We start from the raw sequence: 18,872 nt of genomic DNA on the forward strand, positions 1-18,872 counted from the left end.
AATTTAGGTATGAACATGGCTCCAGTCGGAAAATGCCGAATGGCCAACCCGCGCACTTGTGGCGCGGGTCGAACAATCACGGGGCAACCGGTCCGTTAACCGGCAGGCGTCAGCTGAAGAGAACTCAGGCCGACAGCAAGATTCAGCCCGGTTTTGCCCTCGACACTCAGGGGCTGGAGCGCAATTTTTTCGTTGGATCCACCGATCAGTGCGTTTGCACCAACACCAAGGCCGACAGAAGCGCCTGCCGTAATGCCGGCATACTTGCCCTTCAGCGCGTGGGAGCCGATTTCGTTGCCGATCGGGGTGAAGACGATCCATGTCATGTAGGATTCGCCCGAAACCCCGATGTCGAGACCCAGCTTGCTGAGCTCGCCGGTATATTGTTCGGTGGTGCCGTCCGCGTGTTCAAAGCTGCAGGTGGCTTTTTTGCTCGAGCCCAGCAGCAGACCGAAACCACCTTCGATTGTGCACTCAAGGACGCCGAGTTTTGTGGATTTGGCTTCTTCGGCCAAAACGTGTCCACCTGCGAACAGGGTTATCGCGGAAACGGCTGCAATTCTGGCGAAATTCAACATGTGGCAATTCCTTACATATGCTTGTCAAAACAAGGATCCTTTTTGGCCGGACCGTGTGCCCGTTGAGGCGCTTGTCCGGATGACCCGCATCGGAAAATGCAAAATGCAGCTGTTTGAAAAAAGTGGTTCATCAATGCAGTTATTCCCTGCGGGGGGAATTTCAGCGCTTGAAATTCCCCTAGCGGTCCGAGCCGAAATTTGACAAACCTATGGACTTCAACGGGAAACGAAGGACTTCCGGACTGACGGAAGCCCGACGAAGGAAGATAGATGATCGACAGGACCTACAAGAAGAGGAAAACCGGAACCCTGAAGGAGGCTCAGTCCGCTCTGGTGCAAATGTGTGGTGGACCGGCTGCAGCAGCAGAGTTTTGTCGTGTAACCAGCACTACGCTCTTCAACTACACCGACGACAGTGCCACCAATTCCAGCAAGAACATGCCCGTCGACATCGTGACGGAACTTGAAACGCATGCAGAGTTTCCAGCTGTAACGGAATATCTGGCAGATCAGTCCGGTTACATCATGTACAAGGTCGATTTCACGGACAGAAAGTCGCAGCTTCATATCGACATCATCGAAACCGGAGAGGAATTCTCCAAGCTGTTCCGGGACTGGGCGCAATTTATCGCGGATGGTGTGATCGACAAGTCGGAAGCCCGCAAGCTCCTCAAGATCAACCAGGATGTGGTCAGGACACTGATGCGCATGAGGTCAGACCTGATTTCCCAGATCGATGATCCGGATATTCCGGACGGGACGCCCTGACGGGACGGCCATTCGTGCCCGTCGAGCTTTTGGCCGACTCCGACCCTTTTTCTCCAAAGGCCGGATAACTCGGCGCCAGGCCCGGAAATCTGGATAGATGCGATAAGGATGTGAACGAGCCGGGCAACTTCGGGAGCGCTAAAGCCGGCTGATGGCGTCCTCAGGTCCTTCCACCGTCAACTCCACGCCGTCTTTGGTGTAGTCACGGGCAAGCACGACCAGCCCCAGACTGTCGACCCGGCGCTCGAGGTCCGAGCTGAGTGCAAAATCAGCACTGACTTTCCTGGAAAGAATTTTTCGATAGGGCACCAGCTTGGCATTGGCAATGGCGTCCTGGGCGGCGCCGGAATAGGCACGGGCGAGACCGCCACCCCCGAGTTTGGTCCCGCCAAAGTAGCGCACGACCAGCACACCGCAATTGATCAGTTCGGCACCTTGCAGAACCCTGAGGGTCGGCATCCCGGAGGTTCCAGCCGGTTCACCATTATCCTTTCCGCTTTCCTCGATCCCACCGTTATCGAGAAGTTTGCGGTGCGCCGTGACCACATGATTGGCCTTCCGGTGTTCCTTGCGCAGCTCGTCCAGTCTCCGCTCGAAATGATCGAGTGGTACCAGGTGCGCCAGGAACCGGGATTTCCGGTCCTCCAGGAACCCCTCGTATTCGGTTGCAACGGTGTTGAAGGACATGAGACCTCAGGTCGGCATCATGAAATGCTTCGACAGCTTCAGTGCCTGGCCCTGATAGTTGGAGCCGATGCCTTCGCCGTAGAGGCTCGCCGGACGTTCGGCCATATGCTCGTAGACCAGCCTTCCGATGGTCTGGCCGTGTTCGACAATGAACGGCACGTCATGCGAGCGCACTTCCAGAACGGCCCGCGATCCGACACCTCCGGCTCCTGCGTGGCCGAAACCGGGGTCGAAGAAACCGGCGTAATGAACCCGGAATTCGCCGACAAGCGGATCAAAGGGCACCATCTCGGCCGCGTAGTCCGGCGGTACGTGCACGGCTTCCTGACTGACCAGGATGTAGAACGCATTCGGATCGAGGATAAGTTCACCCCTGTTACGCCGGTAGATCGGTTCCCAGAAATCGAGCGGATCCTGCGCACCGACCGCATCGACGTCAATCAGGCCCGAATGGTGTTTCGCACGATAGCCGATCAGGCTGTCCGGTCCGCCACCTTCCAGATCAATGGAAAGCTGAACCCCACCGCCGATGCGCTCGTTTCCGCCGCTCATCAGGGTTTCGGACTTGTGAATTTCTTCCAGTGTCGCATCGGGTATCAGTGACTGGCCCCGGCGAAACCGGATCTGGCTCAACCGCGAGCCACTGCGCAGGAGGATTGGAAAGGTAAGGGGTGAAATTTCCGCATAAAGGGGACCTGCATATCCCGCCGGAACGGTATCAAACGCAAGGCCGTTGTCCGTGATCACACGGGTAAAGACGTCAAGACGCCCTGTGGAACTCTTCGGATTGGCGGTTGCTGAAATGTCGGCTGCCAGGGCAAGAGCTTCCTGCAGCGGAACGATATAGACACAGCCTGTTTCGAGCACGGCGCCGTCCTCGAGGTCGACGGTATGAAGTTTGAGTTCTTCCAATCGGTCAGCGACCCGGATTTCGGGTCCGGGCAGGAAGCTTGCCCTGACACGATAGGCGACTGCGCCAAGCCGGAGATCGAGACTTGCAGGCTGGATCTGTCCGCTGACAGGTGGCGTTGTCGCGGAGATTTCTCCAGCTGCAAACATGGCCTTGATGATCCGCTCAGGCAGAATGCCGTTCGCTGCAAGAGTTGCGCTTCCGTTCAGGTCCTGACCTGCTGTCACGTTCATGAGAATTCCCGTCATCTTTCCAGAGGAGAATCCTTAAAGGATAGGGTGGCCCACGCCAACAGGCTTTGTCACGCGGCAGGCACTTTCGACAAAGATGATTGACCGGTGACGCGTTTTCCCGTACGACAAACGCACTTCGTGGTGATTTGGGCCGGCCGGCTTGCAGCCACGTTAAACAAGTTGCTAAATAGGCCGGAGGTGCGAACCCCGGTCTTGAGGCTGGGGTTTTTTGCGTTTGGAGCGAACAAGAAGATGACTGAGACCACCAAGACCGGAAACAAGAACTGGCGTCCTGAAACCACTTTGGTTCACGGCGGCACCATGCGGTCGCCTTTTGGTGAAACCTCGGAAGCCATGTACCTCACCCAGGGCTTTGTCTACGACAATGCAGAGGCTGCGGAGGCACGGTTCAACGGCGAGGACCCGGGCTTCGTCTATTCACGTTACGCGAATCCGACGGTCTCCATGTTCGAGGACCGCATAAAGGCGCTGGAAGGTGCCGAAGCCGCACGTGGAACCGCCAGTGGCATGGCCGCTGTCAATCTGGCCCTGATGGCCTCCGTCAAGGCCGGTGATCATGTGATCGCAGCCAAGGCGCTGTTCGGCTCCTGTCGCTATATCTGCGAAACGCTGTTGCCGCGTTTCGGTGTGGAGAGCACCCTTGTCGACGGCACGGATATCGAACAGTGGAAAGCTGCGGTGCGTCCGAACACGCGGGCGCTTTTTCTGGAGAGCCCGACCAATCCGACGCTGGAAGTCATCGATATTTCAGCGGTAGCAGATATTGCCAGGGAGGCCGGTGCACGTCTGGTCGTCGACAACGTTTTTGCGACGCCGCTTTACCAGTCGCCCCTCAAGCTTGGCGCCGATGTGGTCGTCTATTCGGCAACCAAGCACATTGACGGCCAGGGCCGTTGCCTTGGCGGTGTGGTCCTGTCCGACGAGGAGTGGATCACCGAGGAAGTCATGCCCTTTGTCAAGCACACCGGACCGCACATGAGCCCATTCAATGCATGGGTGCTCATGAAGGGGTTGGAAACGCTCCATGTTCGTGTCGCGCGCCAGACAGATACAGCCCGCAAGATCGCGGACCATCTGGCCGGGAAGGCCAAGGTCAAACGATTGGTCTATCCGGGCCGCGACGATCATCCGCAGGCAGAACTCGCCAGGCGTCAGATGCGTGCGGGCTCGACGATGCTCGCACTTGAAGTTGAGGGAGGCAAGGAAGCAGCCTTCCGTTTCACCAATGCACTGGACATCATCCGGATCTCCAACAACCTCGGTGACGCAAAGAGCCTGATCACGCATCCGGCCACGACAACGCACCAGTCGATCGGAGAAGAAGCGCGTGCAGAACTTGGCATCACCGATGGCATTCTGCGCCTGTCCGTTGGCCTGGAGGATCCGCAGGACCTCCTGGAGGATGTCGAAAAGGCCCTCAACGCAGTTTGAGGCTTTGTCCCGACCGGCTGAAAGAGATTTCCTTGCCTCGACCCGAATTGAAGGCAGGGAAAAAGGAAGGCAGGGAACAACAGGCTGTAATGTCGGATGAGGTTGAGTTTTCCAGGTCTGGGTTTCCGCAGCATTCAGGCCTCGACGATTTGCAAATGGCGGGCTAGGCGAGACCGGTTGCAGTCGGTCTTGGGATGACCGCCGCTTGCGACAGAGGAAACCATTTCGAAAAGCGCTTGCAAACGGCGATTTCACCCAGCAGCTTTATTGTCTCGCTTTTCAAGGCCGCCGCGAGCGGCAGGTCGCCCATCCAGATCTCCATCATGTGCCTGGACTGGCATGTGATGTAGGCATTCACATCCTTTCCCGGGTCCTGATGACACAGATCGACATCATCCTCGGTGCAGACCAGCCACCAGGTCCCGAACTGGTCCAGATCCGGAAACTGGAAACAGAGGACAGTTTCTCCATCCGGCAGCTGATCCAGCAAGATGTTGCGTTGAATGTCGAACATCAGGAAGGTCACGTCGACATCGTCGTCATCCATCTCATCACGTGCCCACCGCATACCCCAGACAGCAAGTGCGTCGACAACCGATGAAAGTTCCTTGCCTGCGGGTGTCAGCCTGTATTCGTGCCCGCGTTGACCGTTGATCGGGCGCTTGGTGATTACGCCACAGGCTTCAAGGTCCTTCAGCCGGGTGTTCAGAACTGTCGGTGAAATCTTCGGAAGTCCGCGCTGCAGACTGGAAAATCGAGAACTGCCAAGCAGGAGTTCGCGCACGATAAGGATAGACCACGGGTCGCCCAGAATTTCGGCCGTTTTCGCGATCGGGCAGAATTGTCCGTATCTTTTCATTGCGCTCCTTCGTGAGAAAATCTTAGGACGAACAGGCCAACTACGCAATCCGTAGTTCGATACTACGCCTGCTGAAGTATCTCCGACCTCCGACATCCAATACCTGAATTGCATGGATGAAATCAGTGAAGGCGCCCGATCATTGCATCGATGCTCTGCGCCTTTACGCAATCGGAGACCCGAAATGAAACGTCCGGTACTGTTACTCTATGGCATCGTGAGCTATGCCGCTTTCAATATTTCTTTCCTGTATCTGGCAGGGTTCCTTTTGGATGTCGGTGTTCCGAAGTCCATCAATGAAGGCAATGTCGCATCCCTTGGAATTGCCGTGGTCACAAATTTCGGGCTGATTTTTCTGTTTGGCTTCTTTCACAGCCTGATGGCGCGGCAGTGGTTCAAGAATTGGTGGACCAGGTTCGTTCCGGTTGAAGCCGAGCGGAGTACCTATGTTCTTCAGGCTGCGGCGTTCCTGTCGCTCCTCATGGGGTTCTGGAAACCGATGCCGGCAGAAATCTGGTCCGTCACGGGTTGGAGTGCGGTAGCCGTCTATCTGGTCTTCGCGATTGGCTTGACGATTCTTCTGTTGTCGACATTTCTGATCGATCACTTCGAACTGTTCGGCCTGCGCCAGGTCTGGTCTGCAGGGAGGGGTTCCTCGATGCCGTCGCCGCGGTTCCGCACCCCGCTGCTCTATAAATTGGTGCGTCATCCGATGCAGTTGGGCGTCATGCTCGCGTTCTTTGCAACGCCTCATATGACCGTCGGGCATCTGTTCTTTGCAGTCGCCATGACCGGCTACGTCCTGATCGGTCTCTATTTTGAAGAACGCGCGCTGGTGCGGGAGTTCGGCGACAACTATCGGGACTACCAGGCTCGTGTCCCAATGCTGCTGCCCAATCCTCTTCGGTTGTTTTCCAGAGCGCCGTCAAAGCACGCAGCCTGACGGCACCCGGATTGCTCCCTCATTTTCCTTTACTGACTGAACTGAGTGCCCAAGATTGGTATCGCCTGGGTACAAAAGCGGGCGATGCGGGCGCAAGCTTCGCGTCGCCCGCATGGCAGACCTCTGTATATGGAGACAATTCAGGCGGCGGCTTGCCCGGTGTCGTTTCGAGGCAATTCATCTTGTACTTCAAGTTGAATTCTGTCAGAGAACCGATTCAGATCATTGAGATATTCGACAGTGATCGATCTGACAGTTTTGACTTGGGACACCAGTTCATGACGATGCAGCCGGAAACAGGCTATCAGGCCTACGTCATCTGCACCTCGCCGCGCAGTGGCAGCACCCTGTTGTGCAAGTTACTGGCTGCAACAGGTCAGGCGGGTGATCCAAGATCCTATTTCCACAATGCGGATGTCGGGGACTGGCAGAGGTCACTCGGACTGGATGAAACGTCTTTCGCCAATGAAAAAGAGCAGTTAACGACAGTCCTTGAGACGGCGCGCAACAAAGGGACTGCCGGGAGCGGAATCTTCGGCCTGAGATTGCAACGCAAGAGTTTCGATTATTTCGTCCGCCAGCTTGCGATCTTGTGTCCGGGCAGGGAAACCCATTCCGGGCGCTTTGAAGCAGTCTTCGGAAAGACGCTGTTCATTCACCTGACGCGAAGCGACAAACTTGCTCAAGCGGTTTCCTTCGTCAAGGCCAGCCAGACTGGGCTATGGCACAAGGCACCGGACGGCACGGAACTGGAAAGACTGGCACCACCGCGCGAGCCGAACTATGACGCGGCGCTGATCCGGGAACATGTTGATCTTATGACTGCCTACGATCTTGCGTGGGCGGATTGGTTCAAGGCGGAGAACATCATGCCGCTCCGGATAACCTACGATGATCTCTCCAGGGACCCGGAAACGGTCATCGAAGAGACACTTGTCCGGATTGGACGGGATCCGGCACACGCGAAAAACATTGATTTGCCCGTTGCCCGCCTGTCGGACGGGGTCAACAGGGCATGGATCGAACGCTTCCGTTCAGAGACGCAATCCGATCCGGATATCCCCGGTCACGACTGACCGCTTCACGACCCTTGGGTCATCAGACCCATAAGACCGGCGGCGCTAATCAGGACGGATCCGCTCACGCGGTTCAGTGCCTTCGGATGCTGCTTGAGATGCCCGGCCAGACCGTTTGCACCTGCCGCGTACAGCATGACGAACAAAAAATCGAGAAACGTCATCGTCGGGCACATCAGCATAAGTTGTGTAACCAGGTCCCTTTCCGGGTCGATGAATTGCGGGAAGAAGGCGGTAAAGAAGATAAGCGCCTTGGGATTGCTGAAGGCGACCAGAAATCCCGCTGTGAAGAGACGTGTGGGTTTGCCGCCAAGATGGCTGTCCGGTTCCGGTTTTTGCAAGGCAGGAGCGTGCCATGCGCGCCATCCCATGTAGAGCAGAACCCCGACGCCTGTCCATTTGATGATCTGGAAGGCAAGTGCGGAATGCGCGAGCACGACACCAAGGCCGATTGCGACGAGGATCATCTGGATCATGTTCGCACTGACATCGCCAAGGGCCGTGAAAAGTGTTCTCCGGGCCCCGAAGTGCAGAGAGTGCACCATGCCGAGAAGAATGCTTGGACCCGGGGTCATGGTCAGCAGGAGTGATGCGGCAACAAAGGCCAGCCAGGTTTCGAGGGACATGAAGTGTTCCGGTTGCGTAATGGATTGGAAGTTCAATAATTCTCAGATATAAAAAACATAAGAAAATAACTTCAGGTTATGTATTTATGAGACGATCGCCCGAAGCCGACATCCCGATTACAGTTGCCAGAGCGCTGAGGTTTATCCAGACCTCGGGAAGTGTATCCGTTGCTGCACGTTCTCTCGGCATCAGTCAGCCTGCGATAAGCAAGGGTATTGCGCAGCTGGAGGAGCGTCTGGGGACGCAACTGTTGCGGCGGGGCGGAAGGCCGATCCTTCTGACAGAGGAAGGAACAGCGCTTGCGGAATACGCTGAGCGTGCTGACCTTGTTCAGGAACAGGTGCTGCGTAAGCTCGATGATGCCAGGAACAACAGGCAGGGAAGCGTCAGGCTCGGGTCTTTCGGGTCCTCTGCGTCATTTCATATCCTGCCGAAGACACTGGCGGCATTCGCAAGGGCCTATCCCGGGATAAACGTCGAAATCCAGGAATATCCGGACATGGAACTTCGTCAGGCTCTGGAAGAGGATTTCGTCGATCTGGCGGTCTTGTCCCTTGGGTCGGACGAAGGTCTGGATGTCATTGAAATCGCAAATGACAAGCTTGTCGCATTGGTGAGCGCGGATCATCCCCTGGCAGACAGAAACACGCTCAAAGCCGAAGATCTTGCGGGGGACCCCTTCATCATGACCAGAGGCGGCAGCGGCCCGTTGGTCGAGGACTGGTTCATGAAAACCGGACACACACCAAGGGTGGCTCACACGATCCTGCAGGTGAACTCGATAATCGCGCTGGTCGAGGCAAATCTCGGCGTCTCTGTCATCGCGGAGCTTGCGCTGCCCGAAACGCCCGGCAAATGCAAGGTTCTGCCGCTGGTACCCGACGCACCGCGATCAATCGGCTTCGCACGCAAGGAAGACACACCGCGTTCGGCAGCGGCAGCCAGGTTCTGGAGTTTCTGTCAAAGGTTTTCGGCCTGAACACCTCCCATTTGAATGTGTTTTCGACCGCTTCTAACGGTCGAGCGACTTTACGCCGATCATCACGCGTGCGCCCGCCGAAACAAAGCAGACAGCTGCAAATGCCCACGCCAGCACTGGAAACCAGTCAGGCAGCAAAGCCATCAGCAGGAACAGGGCGATCGTCTCGGTACCTTCGGCCAGACCGCCAAGATAATAGAGAGATTTCTGACCCTGCCTGTCGGTTGAAAGCCCGCGGCGCTCCGCCATGATCGCAAAGGCCAGAAACGCAGAGCCGTTGGCGTAGAAACTGCAAAGGAGTGCTGCAGCTGGCAAGGCATTGGCAGCCGGGTCCTGGAGCGCAAAGGCCAGCGGAATGACGCCATAGAAGACAAAATCGAGCGTAATATCGAGATAACCGCCCAGGTCGGTTTTCCGGGTCGCCCGCGCAACGGCACCATCCAGACCGTCTGCAATGCGGTTGAACGCGATCAGGACAAAGCCAAGGAGAAAATAACCCGCAGCAATTGCGACCGCGGCCCCCATTCCCATTGCGAATCCGACCAGCGTGACGAAGATTGGACCGACACCGGCATTGGCAAGAGCGAGGCCCAGGCGGTTGAGGAGCGGGTCGATCAAGGGTCGGATACGGGCGTCGAACACTAATTGAGGTTCCTGACTTGGACAAATCAGCGCTGTAAATGCAAAATCCTTTCGGAAATCACAAGTAAGTCTCTTTCACGCTTATGTCATTCGCCCTATAAGCCCTTCCTGAAGTTGCGGATAACCGCCCCAGGATTGAAGGAACAACCGTGTCAGGCAGTTACAGCGCCATTACGCAGGGAATCGAAGTCTCTGTCGAGCCGTTTTATCTCGACGATGAATCGAAACCGGAAGAGAGCGAATTCATCTGGGCGTATATGGTCGAGATCCACAATAGCGGTTCCGAACCGGTGCAGTTGAAAACGCGGCACTGGCAGATCACCGATGGCTTCGGCCGTCTGGAGGAAGTAAACGGCGAGGGTGTTGTCGGGGAACAGCCGGTGATCGAACCCGGCGAAACATATGAATATTCGTCACATTGCCCGCTTTCGACCGACAACGGTATCATGGCGGGCTCGTACGCCATGGAACGGCCGGACGGCAGCCGTTTTCACGTCGCCATCCCACCATTTTCCCTGGACCTGCCGGACGCGATCCGCAGCCTGAATTGACAGCGCTCGCCGGTTCGCGGAGCATATCGTCAGCCCCGCGGTCAACCTTACCGGCACACGCTGAACAGCTGGGTCAGACCTTGCGGTGACGGGCAATCGCGCCGCGTTCGATGGCCGCAACAGTCAGTTTGTCGAGGCTAAAACGGTCGCGAAGCATCTGCAGGACACGGAGTTCTTCCTGTTCGACGTGTAGATCGGCTGCAGCAACCTCCACCGCCAGAGCATAGGCAGTATCGTAGAGTTTCGCAGGCAGGACGTCGCCGACCAGTTCCAGGACAAGCGACAGGCCGTTTTCTTCCTGAAGGATGTCGCCACACCGTTGTGCGGCCGGAATGATCCTGTTTTCGTTGTAGGTTTCAAACACCGGCAACATTTTGATCATGTCACCGATCGTGGCCAGTTCCTTGTCCGTCATAGCGTTGTCTGACGCTGACACAATCACCATCACGTAGATGAGGGCTTCCTGAACGCTGATCGGTTCATTGCTAGACACTATTCAATCTCCAGTGCGCCGGTTTTGGGCAAATCGAAGGCCCGGTTTATAGGGTTGTCAGGAAAGCTTCAAGTCACGGAAAGGCGACTATCGATTGACGTTTGCGTCGTGCTTTTCTAGTGTCGCGCCGCAACATACGGCTTCGCGTCAGTAAACCAGCCGGAATTGCACTGACTTCTTCCAATTTAGCAGAATGAAACCCGAACATGACCGACCAATCCCTGCCTTCGCTTGACCTTTCGCAAGAATTTGTCGAGGCGGCCATCAAATCGAAAGCGTGGCCGTTCGAAGAAGCGCGAAAACTGGTCAAACGCATCGGAAGTCGGGATTCGGAAAAACCGGTTCTGTTTGAAACGGGATACGGCCCTTCCGGGCTGCCTCATATAGGTACCTTTGGCGAAGTACTGCGTACCACCATGGTGCGGACGGCTTTTCGCCTGTTGACCGAGGACAAGATTCCGACACGGCTTCTGTGCTTTTCCGACGATATGGACGGCATGCGCAAAATTCCGGAAAACGTTCCGGACCGTGCAGCGCTGGAGCCTTACCTGCAGATGCCGCTCAGCACCGTCCCGAACCCCTTTGGCGGCGACTACGAGAGTTTTGCAGCGCACAACAACGCTATGCTGCGCCGGTTCCTGGACACATTCGGCTTTGACTATGAATTCGCAAGTGCGACCGAGTACTACAAGTCCGGAAAATTTGACGAAGTGCTTGTCCGGGCGACCGAAAAGTATCGGAAGATCATGGATGTGATGCTGCCGACACTCGGTGAGGAACGTCAGGCCACCTATTCTCCATTTCTGCCGATCTCGCCGACCTCGGGCCGTGTTCTTTATGTGCCCATGAAAGACGTGAACCCCAGGGACGGGACGATCACATTTGACGATGAAACCGGAGAGGAAATCACCCTGTCCGTGACCGGCGGCAAGGTGAAGCTGCAGTGGAAACCGGATTTCGGGATGCGCTGGGCGGCTCTTGATGTCGACTTCGAGATGTTCGGCAAGGATCACCAGACCAATGCACCGATCTATGACAAGATCTGCAACATCCTGGGTGGCAAGGCTCCGGAGCACTACGTCTATGAACTCTTCCTTGACGAAAACGGTGAGAAAATCTCAAAGTCGAAGGGCAACGGTCTGTCGATCGACGAATGGCTGACTTATGCGTCGCCGGAAAGTCTTGCGCTGTATAATTTTCAGAAGCCGAAAACAGCCAAGAAGCTCTATTTCGATGTCATTCCGAAGGCCGTGGACGAATACTATACCTTCGTCCAGAAATATGAGCAGATGCCGGTGGAGCAGAGACTTCAGAATCCGGCCTGGCACATCCATTCCGGAAACATTCCGAAGATAGATATGCCGGTTCCCTTCGCCATGCTGTTGAACCTTGTTTCCGCGTCGAATGCGGAAAACAAAGAGGTGCTTTGGGCCTTCATTTCCCGCTACGCGTCCGGCGTGACGGCCGAAACGCACCCGGAACTGGACGCGCTGGTTGGCTATGCGATCCGCTACTTCGATGATTTCGTCAAACCGACGAAATCCTTCAAGGTTCCCGATGACACCGAGCGCATGGCGCTCGAACAGCTGGACGCAAAACTGGCCGGTCTTCCTGAGAATGCGGATGGGGCCGAAATCCAGGACGCGGTCCTGGACGTTGCCCGCGCAATCGAACGTTATCAGGACCCGAAAAAGAAGGGGCCGGACGGCGGTCCTGGCGTGTCGGTGGCCTGGTTCTCCGCGCTCTACCAACTGCTTCTGGGGCAGGAGAAGGGCCCGCGTTTCGGGTCTTTCGTCGCCCTTTACGGCATTGACGAAACACGCGAGATGATCCGCAAGGCATTGGGCGGCGAACTGGCTGCTTGAGCCAGGTGAACAAAAAGGGGTGGAGATTTGGTCTTCACTCCAGATTGTCAATCGGACGACGCGATTGTCCGAACACGTTCCAGGCTGGCATCGAGGCCTTTTTCAATTAATCTGACAGTCCCGAGTTCCTGAAGCTTCACAAGGCCTGCGGCGGTCGTGCCCCCGTAGTCGACCATTTCCGTCACAAAAAAATCAGGTGAGTGGTCACTGACCGACATAAGTTGACCACTCGACAGAAACAGCTGCTTGACCGACTTCACGGCCGCATCCGGGGCGACATTGTTTGCCAGGGCAAATTGCACAAGACAATCGGCAAAGAAGGCGGCAAAGCCGGGCACAGGACCTGTGAGGACTGTGAAAACCTCTATCTGTCCTTCGTCCGCAACTTCATCCGCAGCGCCAATTGCGGACAATAGTCCTTGAACAGTTCTGCGGTCGGCAGCATCCAGTCCATCTTTTGTAAACCAGGCGGAATAGGCTGACCTTTGCCGGGCAGCAGGGCTCGACATTGCGCGCACGGCCTTGCGTGTTCCCGTCAATTCCCGAATCTGCTTGTGCGAGACACCTGCCATAACCGAAATAACCAGCTTGTCGCTGGCGGAAACATTCAATTTGCCAGTCTGGTCAGGCGGGACGGACAGAACGATCACGTCACAGGCTTCGGCAAGAACCTGGTTTGAGGCGGTGAAATTGACTTCCGGCCAATCGGCAAAGCCGCTTGCCTTACCGGACCGGTTCGAGATCCAGAGATCTTGCGGATTGACGTGATTGCTTTCAAGCCAGCCGGTTGCCATGGCGGCACCAAGCTGACCCGTTCCACCGACAATCCCGACCTTGAGTTTGTGTGACATGGCGGTCTCCGATAAGCGACAGGTTTTTTGGAGCCTAGAGGCAAGTTTACGAAACGCAGGTAAGTTAATCGACGTCTTCCGAATGGGATGCGACAGTGCAGGGCGGTCGTCGCAGTTTGACAATGTGTTCCCGAACCGTCCGGCCTTGCATCATTGCTGTGGAAGATCTTCAGCGACGTCCGGTTCGAATCCGAAGAACTCCTGGTTCGGATCGGCCGATTCCGTTCGCTGGCTCCACTCGACGATTTCCGGTTCAAGGTCCTCAAGACCGGGCAGGGGTGCATTCGGATCGGCATCCCACCGCGAGTCCGGGGTCGCAAATTGCCACTGGTCCTGCCACTTCCCGAGTTTGCGTTGTTTCGCCAGAAGTGCGAAGTCCTGAAATCCCTCAGGGGCGCCGGGCGCCGGATCCGCCCAACCATAGCGCACAAGACGGGTGCTCAAGTCGATCTTGCCCCGCTTGCAGGTCGCCAATATCTCTTGCGGTCCGGTTTCTGCAATCTTTTCGCACGTGATCTTGAATTGCCGGATCAGGCCGCGCAAAAAAGTTCTGGCGCGCGTGCCACAGGGCCAGACGCCGCCTTGCTGGGCGATGCAGGTTTCATCTATCTTCATCGGCTCGATATGCGCGAGCGTAACGACCAGTTTCTTCGATTTTATCCGGCCTCCGTCCAGAACCTGCACCCGAATGAGTTCAAGTGGTCCGTCTGGGACCGGTTCGACCGGTGGATTGACGAGCTCCTGAAACCGCTTGGAAGGTTCTATGCGCTTCAAGCCACCGCTGACCTGAGGTGCGGAAACCCCGTCGGGTGAGACATTGCGTATGTCCACCGGGAGCGGTGCTGCTGTCGCGGCCGGATCATCCGAAGACAACTTTCCCTCAGTCGGAATTTCGGGCTCGGAAATTACGTCCGTCGTTTCCGCAAGACCAGGTCTCAGCGCATCGGCAATCTGGGATTCCGGAGCTTCGGGCGGTTCTGCCAGCAGCAACCAGGCAACCACACCGCCGGAGACGGTGAGCAAGAGAGCAGGCACCAGGAAAGGCCGAAGCTTCATCGCGAGTCACTTGTTTCCTTTTGGAGTGCAATCATAAGGCCTGGAAAAACGAATTCCGAGAATTTTAAGCCACGCCATACTGCATTTTCCCTGGGAATTTGTCATTCCTCAAGAAAGTCCGGTGGTCCGGCTTGTTTGGCGGCAGCCCTGTGAGTAGTGTCCGCGCGGATCGAGGCCGGTCCCGCAAAAGATCGGCAAAACAGGAACAGTCACGGTAATAGGCAGTCATGACACTGATTTTCAAGATCGTCCCGAGAACGATGTGGCAGGAAGCCGTCGACGCGGGTGTCTTCAAGGGTGCGCCGATCGATCTGACCGACGGATTCATTCACTTTTCGACAGCACAGCAGGCCCGGGAAACAGCCGCAAAACACTTCAGCGGTCAGACAGATCTGCTGCTGGCAGCATTTGACGCCGAAACACTCGGCGAGGCCCTGAAATGGGAGCCCTCGCGAGGGGGAGCGCTGTTTCCGCATTTGTATGATGATTTGCGGCCGGGAGATGCAATCTGGGTTCGTGAGCTGCCATTGTCCGACAAGGGAACACACGTCTTTCCGGAGCTTGACGGATGAGATCCGGCTGGATTGAAGGTGTTGCACTCAGGGGACTTCATTTTCTTGATGCGGAAAATGCGCACCGTGTAACAGTACTTGCCCTGAAAGCAGGGTTGATATCGGGTGGCTACACGTCGGCCGACCCGCGTCTCACCTCGAGTTTCTGGGATCTGGAGTTTCCCAATCCGCTCGGTATGGCAGCCGGGTTCGACAAAAACGCCGAAGTGCCCGATGCACTTCTGAACCTGGGATTTGGCTTTACGGAAGTCGGCTCCGTGACGCCCAGACCTCAACCTGGCAATCCGCGGCCGCGCGTGTTTCGGCTGCCAGTTGATGAAGGCGTCATCAACCGCTATGGCTTCAACAATGATGGCCACACGGCAATGCGCAAACGTCTGTTGTCGAGAAAGCGGAACGATGGGATTGTCGGCATCAATGTAGGTGCCAACAAGGATGCCTCTGATCGAATTGCCGACTATGTCGCCGGAATAACCGAATTCGCCGACATGGCTTCCTATTTCACTGTCAACATTTCGTCGCCGAACACGCCGGGCCTGAGGGATCTGCAGGCGCGTTCGGCTCTGGCCGATCTGCTGCAGGCTGTCGTTTCGGCGCGCGATCTGTGTGCAGACAAGGCGGAACGCCGAGTGCCGTTGCTGCTCAAGATTGCGCCCGATGTCGTAGATGAAGATCTGAAGGACATTGTCGAAGAGGTGCTGGAAAAGTCCCTCGACGGATTGATCGTCTCCAACACGACCGTCGGCAGAGACGAACTGGCTGGAACCGGACCTCATCAGGAAACAGGAGGGCTGTCCGGCAGACCGCTCTTCAGGAAATCGACGGCCGTCTTGGCACGCGCCCGCAAGCTGGCGGGTCCGGACCTTCCCATTGTCGGCGTTGGTGGCATCGATAGTGCCGAAACCGCCTGGACAAAAATCACTGCCGGTGCTGATTTGCTGCAGCTCTATTCGTCACTTGTCTTCAAGGGACCGGCCTTGATCGGCGAGATCCTGTCGGGACTTGCGGACAATCTCGACCACTATGGCTATGCGTCCTTGCGGGAAGCAAGGGACCTGAATGTGGATGTTTGGGCCTCGGAAGAGATCTAGACCTGCGCAAAGGCCTTGTCGGCGCGCCGCCTGCATGCGGCCAGAAGCGTCACGCCGCGCAATCCCAGAAAAATCGACAGCGCGAGCCAGAGACCGTGATTTCCCAACAGTGGAAACAGGACATGGTAAGCGGCGATATAGACTGCGAGAGACAGCAGCATCATGTTTCGCATTGTGCCTGACCAGGTTGCGCCGATGTAAATTCCGTCCATCTGAAAGGCCAGAACGCCGAGCAAAGGCGCCAGGACAGCCCAGATGAGATAGGTATTCCCAAGCGCCCGAACCTCGTCGGAAGTCGTCATGAAATCGATCAGGGCGGACCCGAAAATCACGAAGACGGCAGACAGCAAACCTGCCATCGCGAAACTCCACAATGCGGTCAGTTTGAGTGTCCGGTCGAAGGCGGGGCGGAACTTTGCTCCGACGGCCCGGCCTGCCAGTTGCTCGGCAGCGGTTGCAAGTCCGTCGAGGAAATATCCGGAAACCAGTATGAACTTTTCGAGGACGGCGTTGGCAGCAAGCACCGTATCACCCTGGTCTGCCGAGCGTGCCATGAAGAATGCATAGGCATAAAGAAGCGCAAAGGACCGGATCAGGATGTCCCGATTTAGAGCCATCATGCGCAACAGAAGCCGCCGGTTGAAAATGATCGCGGGTTTCGGCCAGGTTCCGCGCCGGACGCTGGTCAATATCAGGAAAAGGCCGAGCAGTGTTGCCGCTGCCTCGCTCAAGACGGTCGCCGCCGCAACACCTTCGACGCTCCACCCGAGTCCCATGACAAACCAGATGCTGAGAACAATGTTCAACCCGTTCAGGACAAGCTGCAGCAGCAGCCCGGTGCCCGCCCGGCCAAGTCCGATGAACCATCCGAGTATGGCGAAGTTCGCAAGAAGGAAAGGTGAGCTGAGCACACGTATGTCGAAGTAGCGGGCTGTGACGGATCGAACATCGGCACTGCCACCGAGAAACCATTGGCCGGTTTCCCGGATAGGTGACTGGAGCGCAATTACCAGAACACCTCCCACAAGCGCAATGACAAGCGCTCTCAAAAGGGTTGCCTTTATCTCCTCATCGTTACGTGCTCCGGCGGCCTGAGCCGTCAGTCCGGTCGTTCCAGCGCGCAGAAAGCTGAATGTGGTGAACACCAGGTCGAATATGATCCCGCCAAGCGCGATCCCGCCGAGCAGCGCGGCATCGCCGAGCCGTCCAATGACAGCCATGTCGACCACGCCCAGAAGCGGTGTCGACAAATAGCCGAGCGTCATCGGAATGGCGATGGCCAGCACGGAACGGTGCGTCACTGCGAAGGATAGGCGGGACGGATCGTCCGTGCCATTGGAATGGGGCATGAGGGGCTCTGATCTGAATAAGGACCCTTCATGTCCAGCGACAACGCGTTCGTCAATCGCTTTTCGGTTTTTTGTCCGTTTCCGGGTAACTGGTTCCCCAATCATAGAGCGCTTCGAGAACCGGTCCAAACCGGGCACCCATTTCCGTCAGAACGTATTCGGCGCGCGGAGGATGACTGGAGTAAAGTCGACGCTCCAGTATGCCCGTGTTTTCCAGGTGCTTGAGACGGTTGGAAAGTGTGTTCGGCGACAATCCCAATTCCTGCTGCAGGTCCTGGAATCTTCGCTTTCTTCCTTCCAGGAAGAATTCCCGGAGGATCAGAAAAGACCATTGGTCTGTCAGAATATCTGTCGCCCGGCGGATAGGGCAGTGAGCGCGGGAAATATCTTTCATGAACTGAAATGTAGGTGACCCATTGCAATTTGTGAAGTAACTACGAAATTAGGAGTCACTTCACAAATGGAAGTAAGGAGGGAAGTGCATGTTTTCAACATTCCTTGAATTTTATGTCCGCGCGTTCGCTACGCTGCTGCCGGTCCTCGCCGTCATTACCGTTGCAATCGCAGCACAAAGGGCAAAATTGTCCTTGCGCAAAACCGCGATTGCACTGTCGGTGCTCGGGATTGTTTTGGGTCTTTGGTACGCCCTGGCAGCAAGAGCGGGCGAGCTCGGGCTGCTGATGCCGCCCCAGACGCCAACTGGTATACCCTACGTTCTGATCTTCCTGTTCGGCGGGGCAGGTTTGCTTGTTTTGCTGGGTACCGCGACGCATGTCGGGCGAAGAATTGCCGAAAGTGCAGATCAGCGCGAGATGATCGCCTTCCAGGTGCCACGGGTTATGGGATTTGTGTTCCTTGTCGGTTGGGCCTTCGGCGAAATTCCCTGGCAATTTGCACTGCCTGCCGGGGTCGGCGACATCTGGGCCGGAATTGCTGGATGGCAGGCATTCAAGGCGCTTGAACAGGGCAGGGCAAATGCAAACGCACTCGTTTGGCGAGCCAACATTATCGGTCTTGCCGATTTCGCAATTGCAGTCCTGACCGGCGTTCTGACCTCGGAAGGTTTCCTGCACGTCATGGCATTGGAAGAACCGAACATCATCAACAACTACCCGCTTGTTCTGTTTCCAGCCTTCTTTGTTCCGATTTTTCTCGCCGCACACGTCTTTTCGATCCTGCAGCTCCGCCGCGCGGCTCGCCAAAAAACGGTTACCGCATGACAAAGCGACCGCCGGCGCATAGCCGCCGGCGGCATTTGCCGGACTGGCAGGAATTGAGAGAAGCACTATA

General features: G+C 56.4%; 21 protein-coding genes and 1 riboswitch. Of the genes, 10 read left to right on the forward strand and 11 right to left on the reverse strand.

Annotation, left to right across the window (positions count from 1 at the left end; genetic code table 11):
• Positions 1 to 95: 95 nt before the first annotated feature.
• Complete coding sequence (locus tag ACO6TI_RS13595) at positions 96 to 578, reverse strand: DUF992 domain-containing protein (protein ID WP_035899561.1); 483 nt, start codon at positions 576 to 578, stop codon at positions 96 to 98.
• 270 nt (positions 579 to 848) lie between these two features.
• Here ACO6TI_RS13595 and ACO6TI_RS13600 point away from each other — a divergent pair, with 270 nt between their 5' ends.
• A complete protein-coding gene (locus ACO6TI_RS13600; RefSeq protein ID WP_422385105.1) occupies positions 849 to 1,346 on the forward strand; it encodes a hypothetical protein in 498 nt (165 codons plus the stop codon).
• Between the two features lie 138 nt (positions 1,347 to 1,484).
• Here ACO6TI_RS13600 and ACO6TI_RS13605 read toward each other — a convergent pair whose 3' ends face one another.
• Entirely contained in the window at positions 1,485 to 2,033 is a 549-nt protein-coding gene (locus ACO6TI_RS13605; RefSeq protein ID WP_422385106.1) for an IMPACT family protein, read from the reverse strand.
• Between the two features lie 6 nt (positions 2,034 to 2,039).
• On the reverse strand, positions 2,040 to 3,176 hold the full coding sequence (locus ACO6TI_RS13610) for a 2'-deoxycytidine 5'-triphosphate deaminase (protein ID WP_422385107.1): 1,137 nt from the start codon (positions 3,174 to 3,176) through the stop codon (positions 2,040 to 2,042).
• A gap of 128 nt (positions 3,177 to 3,304) precedes the next feature.
• A riboswitch (SAM riboswitch) is annotated at positions 3,305 to 3,384 on the forward strand.
• Positions 3,385 to 3,428: 44 nt separating this feature from the next.
• Here ACO6TI_RS13610 and ACO6TI_RS13615 point away from each other — a divergent pair.
• Positions 3,429 to 4,628 (forward strand): O-succinylhomoserine sulfhydrylase, encoded by a 1,200-nt coding sequence (locus ACO6TI_RS13615; RefSeq protein ID WP_055112650.1) that lies wholly within the window; start codon positions 3,429 to 3,431, stop codon positions 4,626 to 4,628.
• Positions 4,629 to 4,791: 163 nt separating this feature from the next.
• On the opposite strand, the gene ACO6TI_RS13620 is transcribed toward ACO6TI_RS13615, so the two are convergent.
• Entirely contained in the window at positions 4,792 to 5,487 is a 696-nt protein-coding gene (locus ACO6TI_RS13620) for a winged helix-turn-helix transcriptional regulator (protein WP_422385108.1), read from the reverse strand.
• Between the two features lie 184 nt (positions 5,488 to 5,671).
• Here ACO6TI_RS13620 and mddA point away from each other — a divergent pair, with 184 nt between their 5' ends.
• Entirely contained in the window at positions 5,672 to 6,430 is a 759-nt protein-coding gene (mddA, locus tag ACO6TI_RS13625) for a methanethiol S-methyltransferase (protein WP_196890915.1), read from the forward strand.
• A gap of 278 nt (positions 6,431 to 6,708) precedes the next feature.
• Entirely contained in the window at positions 6,709 to 7,506 is a 798-nt protein-coding gene (locus ACO6TI_RS13630) for a Stf0 family sulfotransferase (RefSeq protein ID WP_209016542.1), read from the forward strand.
• A 5-nt stretch (positions 7,507 to 7,511) separates the two neighbouring features.
• Here ACO6TI_RS13630 and ACO6TI_RS13635 read toward each other — a convergent pair whose 3' ends face one another.
• A complete protein-coding gene (locus ACO6TI_RS13635; RefSeq protein ID WP_196877690.1) occupies positions 7,512 to 8,132 on the reverse strand; it encodes a LysE family translocator in 621 nt (206 codons plus the stop codon).
• A gap of 86 nt (positions 8,133 to 8,218) precedes the next feature.
• Here ACO6TI_RS13635 and ACO6TI_RS13640 point away from each other — a divergent pair, with 86 nt between their 5' ends.
• Positions 8,219 to 9,112, forward strand: a complete 894-nt coding sequence (locus ACO6TI_RS13640) for a LysR family transcriptional regulator (protein ID WP_108874544.1) — start codon at positions 8,219 to 8,221, stop codon at positions 9,110 to 9,112.
• Between the two features lie 33 nt (positions 9,113 to 9,145).
• Here ACO6TI_RS13640 and ACO6TI_RS13645 read toward each other — a convergent pair whose 3' ends face one another.
• Positions 9,146 to 9,754, reverse strand: a complete 609-nt coding sequence (locus ACO6TI_RS13645) for a CDP-alcohol phosphatidyltransferase family protein (protein ID WP_104703405.1) — start codon at positions 9,752 to 9,754, stop codon at positions 9,146 to 9,148.
• 149 nt (positions 9,755 to 9,903) lie between these two features.
• On the opposite strand from ACO6TI_RS13645, the gene apaG reads away from it, so the two are divergent.
• The gene (gene apaG / locus ACO6TI_RS13650; RefSeq protein WP_029063944.1) at positions 9,904 to 10,305 is read left to right on the forward strand and encodes a Co2+/Mg2+ efflux protein ApaG; all 402 of its coding nucleotides are present in this window, start codon (positions 9,904 to 9,906) and stop codon (positions 10,303 to 10,305) included.
• A gap of 73 nt (positions 10,306 to 10,378) precedes the next feature.
• Here apaG and ACO6TI_RS13655 read toward each other — a convergent pair whose 3' ends face one another.
• Positions 10,379 to 10,750 carry a tellurite resistance TerB family protein gene (locus ACO6TI_RS13655; protein ID WP_055112654.1) on the reverse strand — a complete coding sequence of 124 codons (372 nt, stop codon included), beginning with the start codon at positions 10,748 to 10,750 and terminating at the stop codon, positions 10,379 to 10,381.
• A gap of 254 nt (positions 10,751 to 11,004) precedes the next feature.
• On the opposite strand from ACO6TI_RS13655, the gene ACO6TI_RS13660 reads away from it, so the two are divergent.
• Positions 11,005 to 12,663 carry a lysine--tRNA ligase gene (locus ACO6TI_RS13660; RefSeq protein ID WP_422385109.1) on the forward strand — a complete coding sequence of 553 codons (1,659 nt, stop codon included), beginning with the start codon at positions 11,005 to 11,007 and terminating at the stop codon, positions 12,661 to 12,663.
• A gap of 47 nt (positions 12,664 to 12,710) precedes the next feature.
• Here the strand turns inward: ACO6TI_RS13660 and ACO6TI_RS13665 are convergent, their stop codons facing one another.
• Both ACO6TI_RS13665 and ACO6TI_RS13670 read right to left on the reverse strand, forming a co-directional pair.
• The gene (locus ACO6TI_RS13665) at positions 12,711 to 13,514 is read right to left on the reverse strand and encodes a pyrroline-5-carboxylate reductase family protein (RefSeq protein ID WP_422385110.1); all 804 of its coding nucleotides are present in this window, start codon (positions 13,512 to 13,514) and stop codon (positions 12,711 to 12,713) included.
• A gap of 150 nt (positions 13,515 to 13,664) precedes the next feature.
• The gene (locus tag ACO6TI_RS13670) at positions 13,665 to 14,570 is read right to left on the reverse strand and encodes a thermonuclease family protein (protein ID WP_422385111.1); all 906 of its coding nucleotides are present in this window, start codon (positions 14,568 to 14,570) and stop codon (positions 13,665 to 13,667) included.
• A gap of 227 nt (positions 14,571 to 14,797) precedes the next feature.
• On the opposite strand from ACO6TI_RS13670, the gene ACO6TI_RS13675 reads away from it, so the two are divergent.
• Complete coding sequence (locus tag ACO6TI_RS13675) at positions 14,798 to 15,142, forward strand: DUF952 domain-containing protein (RefSeq protein WP_196915590.1); 345 nt, start codon at positions 14,798 to 14,800, stop codon at positions 15,140 to 15,142.
• Positions 15,139 to 16,233, forward strand: coding sequence for a quinone-dependent dihydroorotate dehydrogenase (locus ACO6TI_RS13680; protein WP_422385112.1), 1,095 nt, complete (start codon positions 15,139 to 15,141; stop codon positions 16,231 to 16,233). The genes ACO6TI_RS13675 and ACO6TI_RS13680 overlap by 4 nt, the downstream gene beginning before the upstream one ends.
• On the opposite strand, the gene ACO6TI_RS13685 is transcribed toward ACO6TI_RS13680, so the two are convergent.
• A complete protein-coding gene (locus ACO6TI_RS13685) occupies positions 16,230 to 17,582 on the reverse strand; it encodes an MATE family efflux transporter (RefSeq protein ID WP_104703400.1) in 1,353 nt (450 codons plus the stop codon). The genes ACO6TI_RS13680 and ACO6TI_RS13685 overlap by 4 nt on opposite strands.
• Before the next feature lie 52 nt (positions 17,583 to 17,634).
• The gene (locus ACO6TI_RS13690) at positions 17,635 to 17,976 is read right to left on the reverse strand and encodes a winged helix-turn-helix transcriptional regulator (protein ID WP_055111537.1); all 342 of its coding nucleotides are present in this window, start codon (positions 17,974 to 17,976) and stop codon (positions 17,635 to 17,637) included.
• Between the two features lie 88 nt (positions 17,977 to 18,064).
• Between ACO6TI_RS13690 and ACO6TI_RS13695 the strand changes: the two genes are divergently transcribed.
• The gene (locus ACO6TI_RS13695) at positions 18,065 to 18,802 is read left to right on the forward strand and encodes a hypothetical protein (protein ID WP_422385113.1); all 738 of its coding nucleotides are present in this window, start codon (positions 18,065 to 18,067) and stop codon (positions 18,800 to 18,802) included.
• Positions 18,803 to 18,872 lie beyond the last annotated feature (70 nt).

Origin of the sequence: Roseibium album (assembly GCF_965233825.1) — a bacterium.
Taxonomy (GTDB): domain Bacteria; phylum Pseudomonadota; class Alphaproteobacteria; order Rhizobiales; family Stappiaceae; genus Roseibium; species Roseibium album.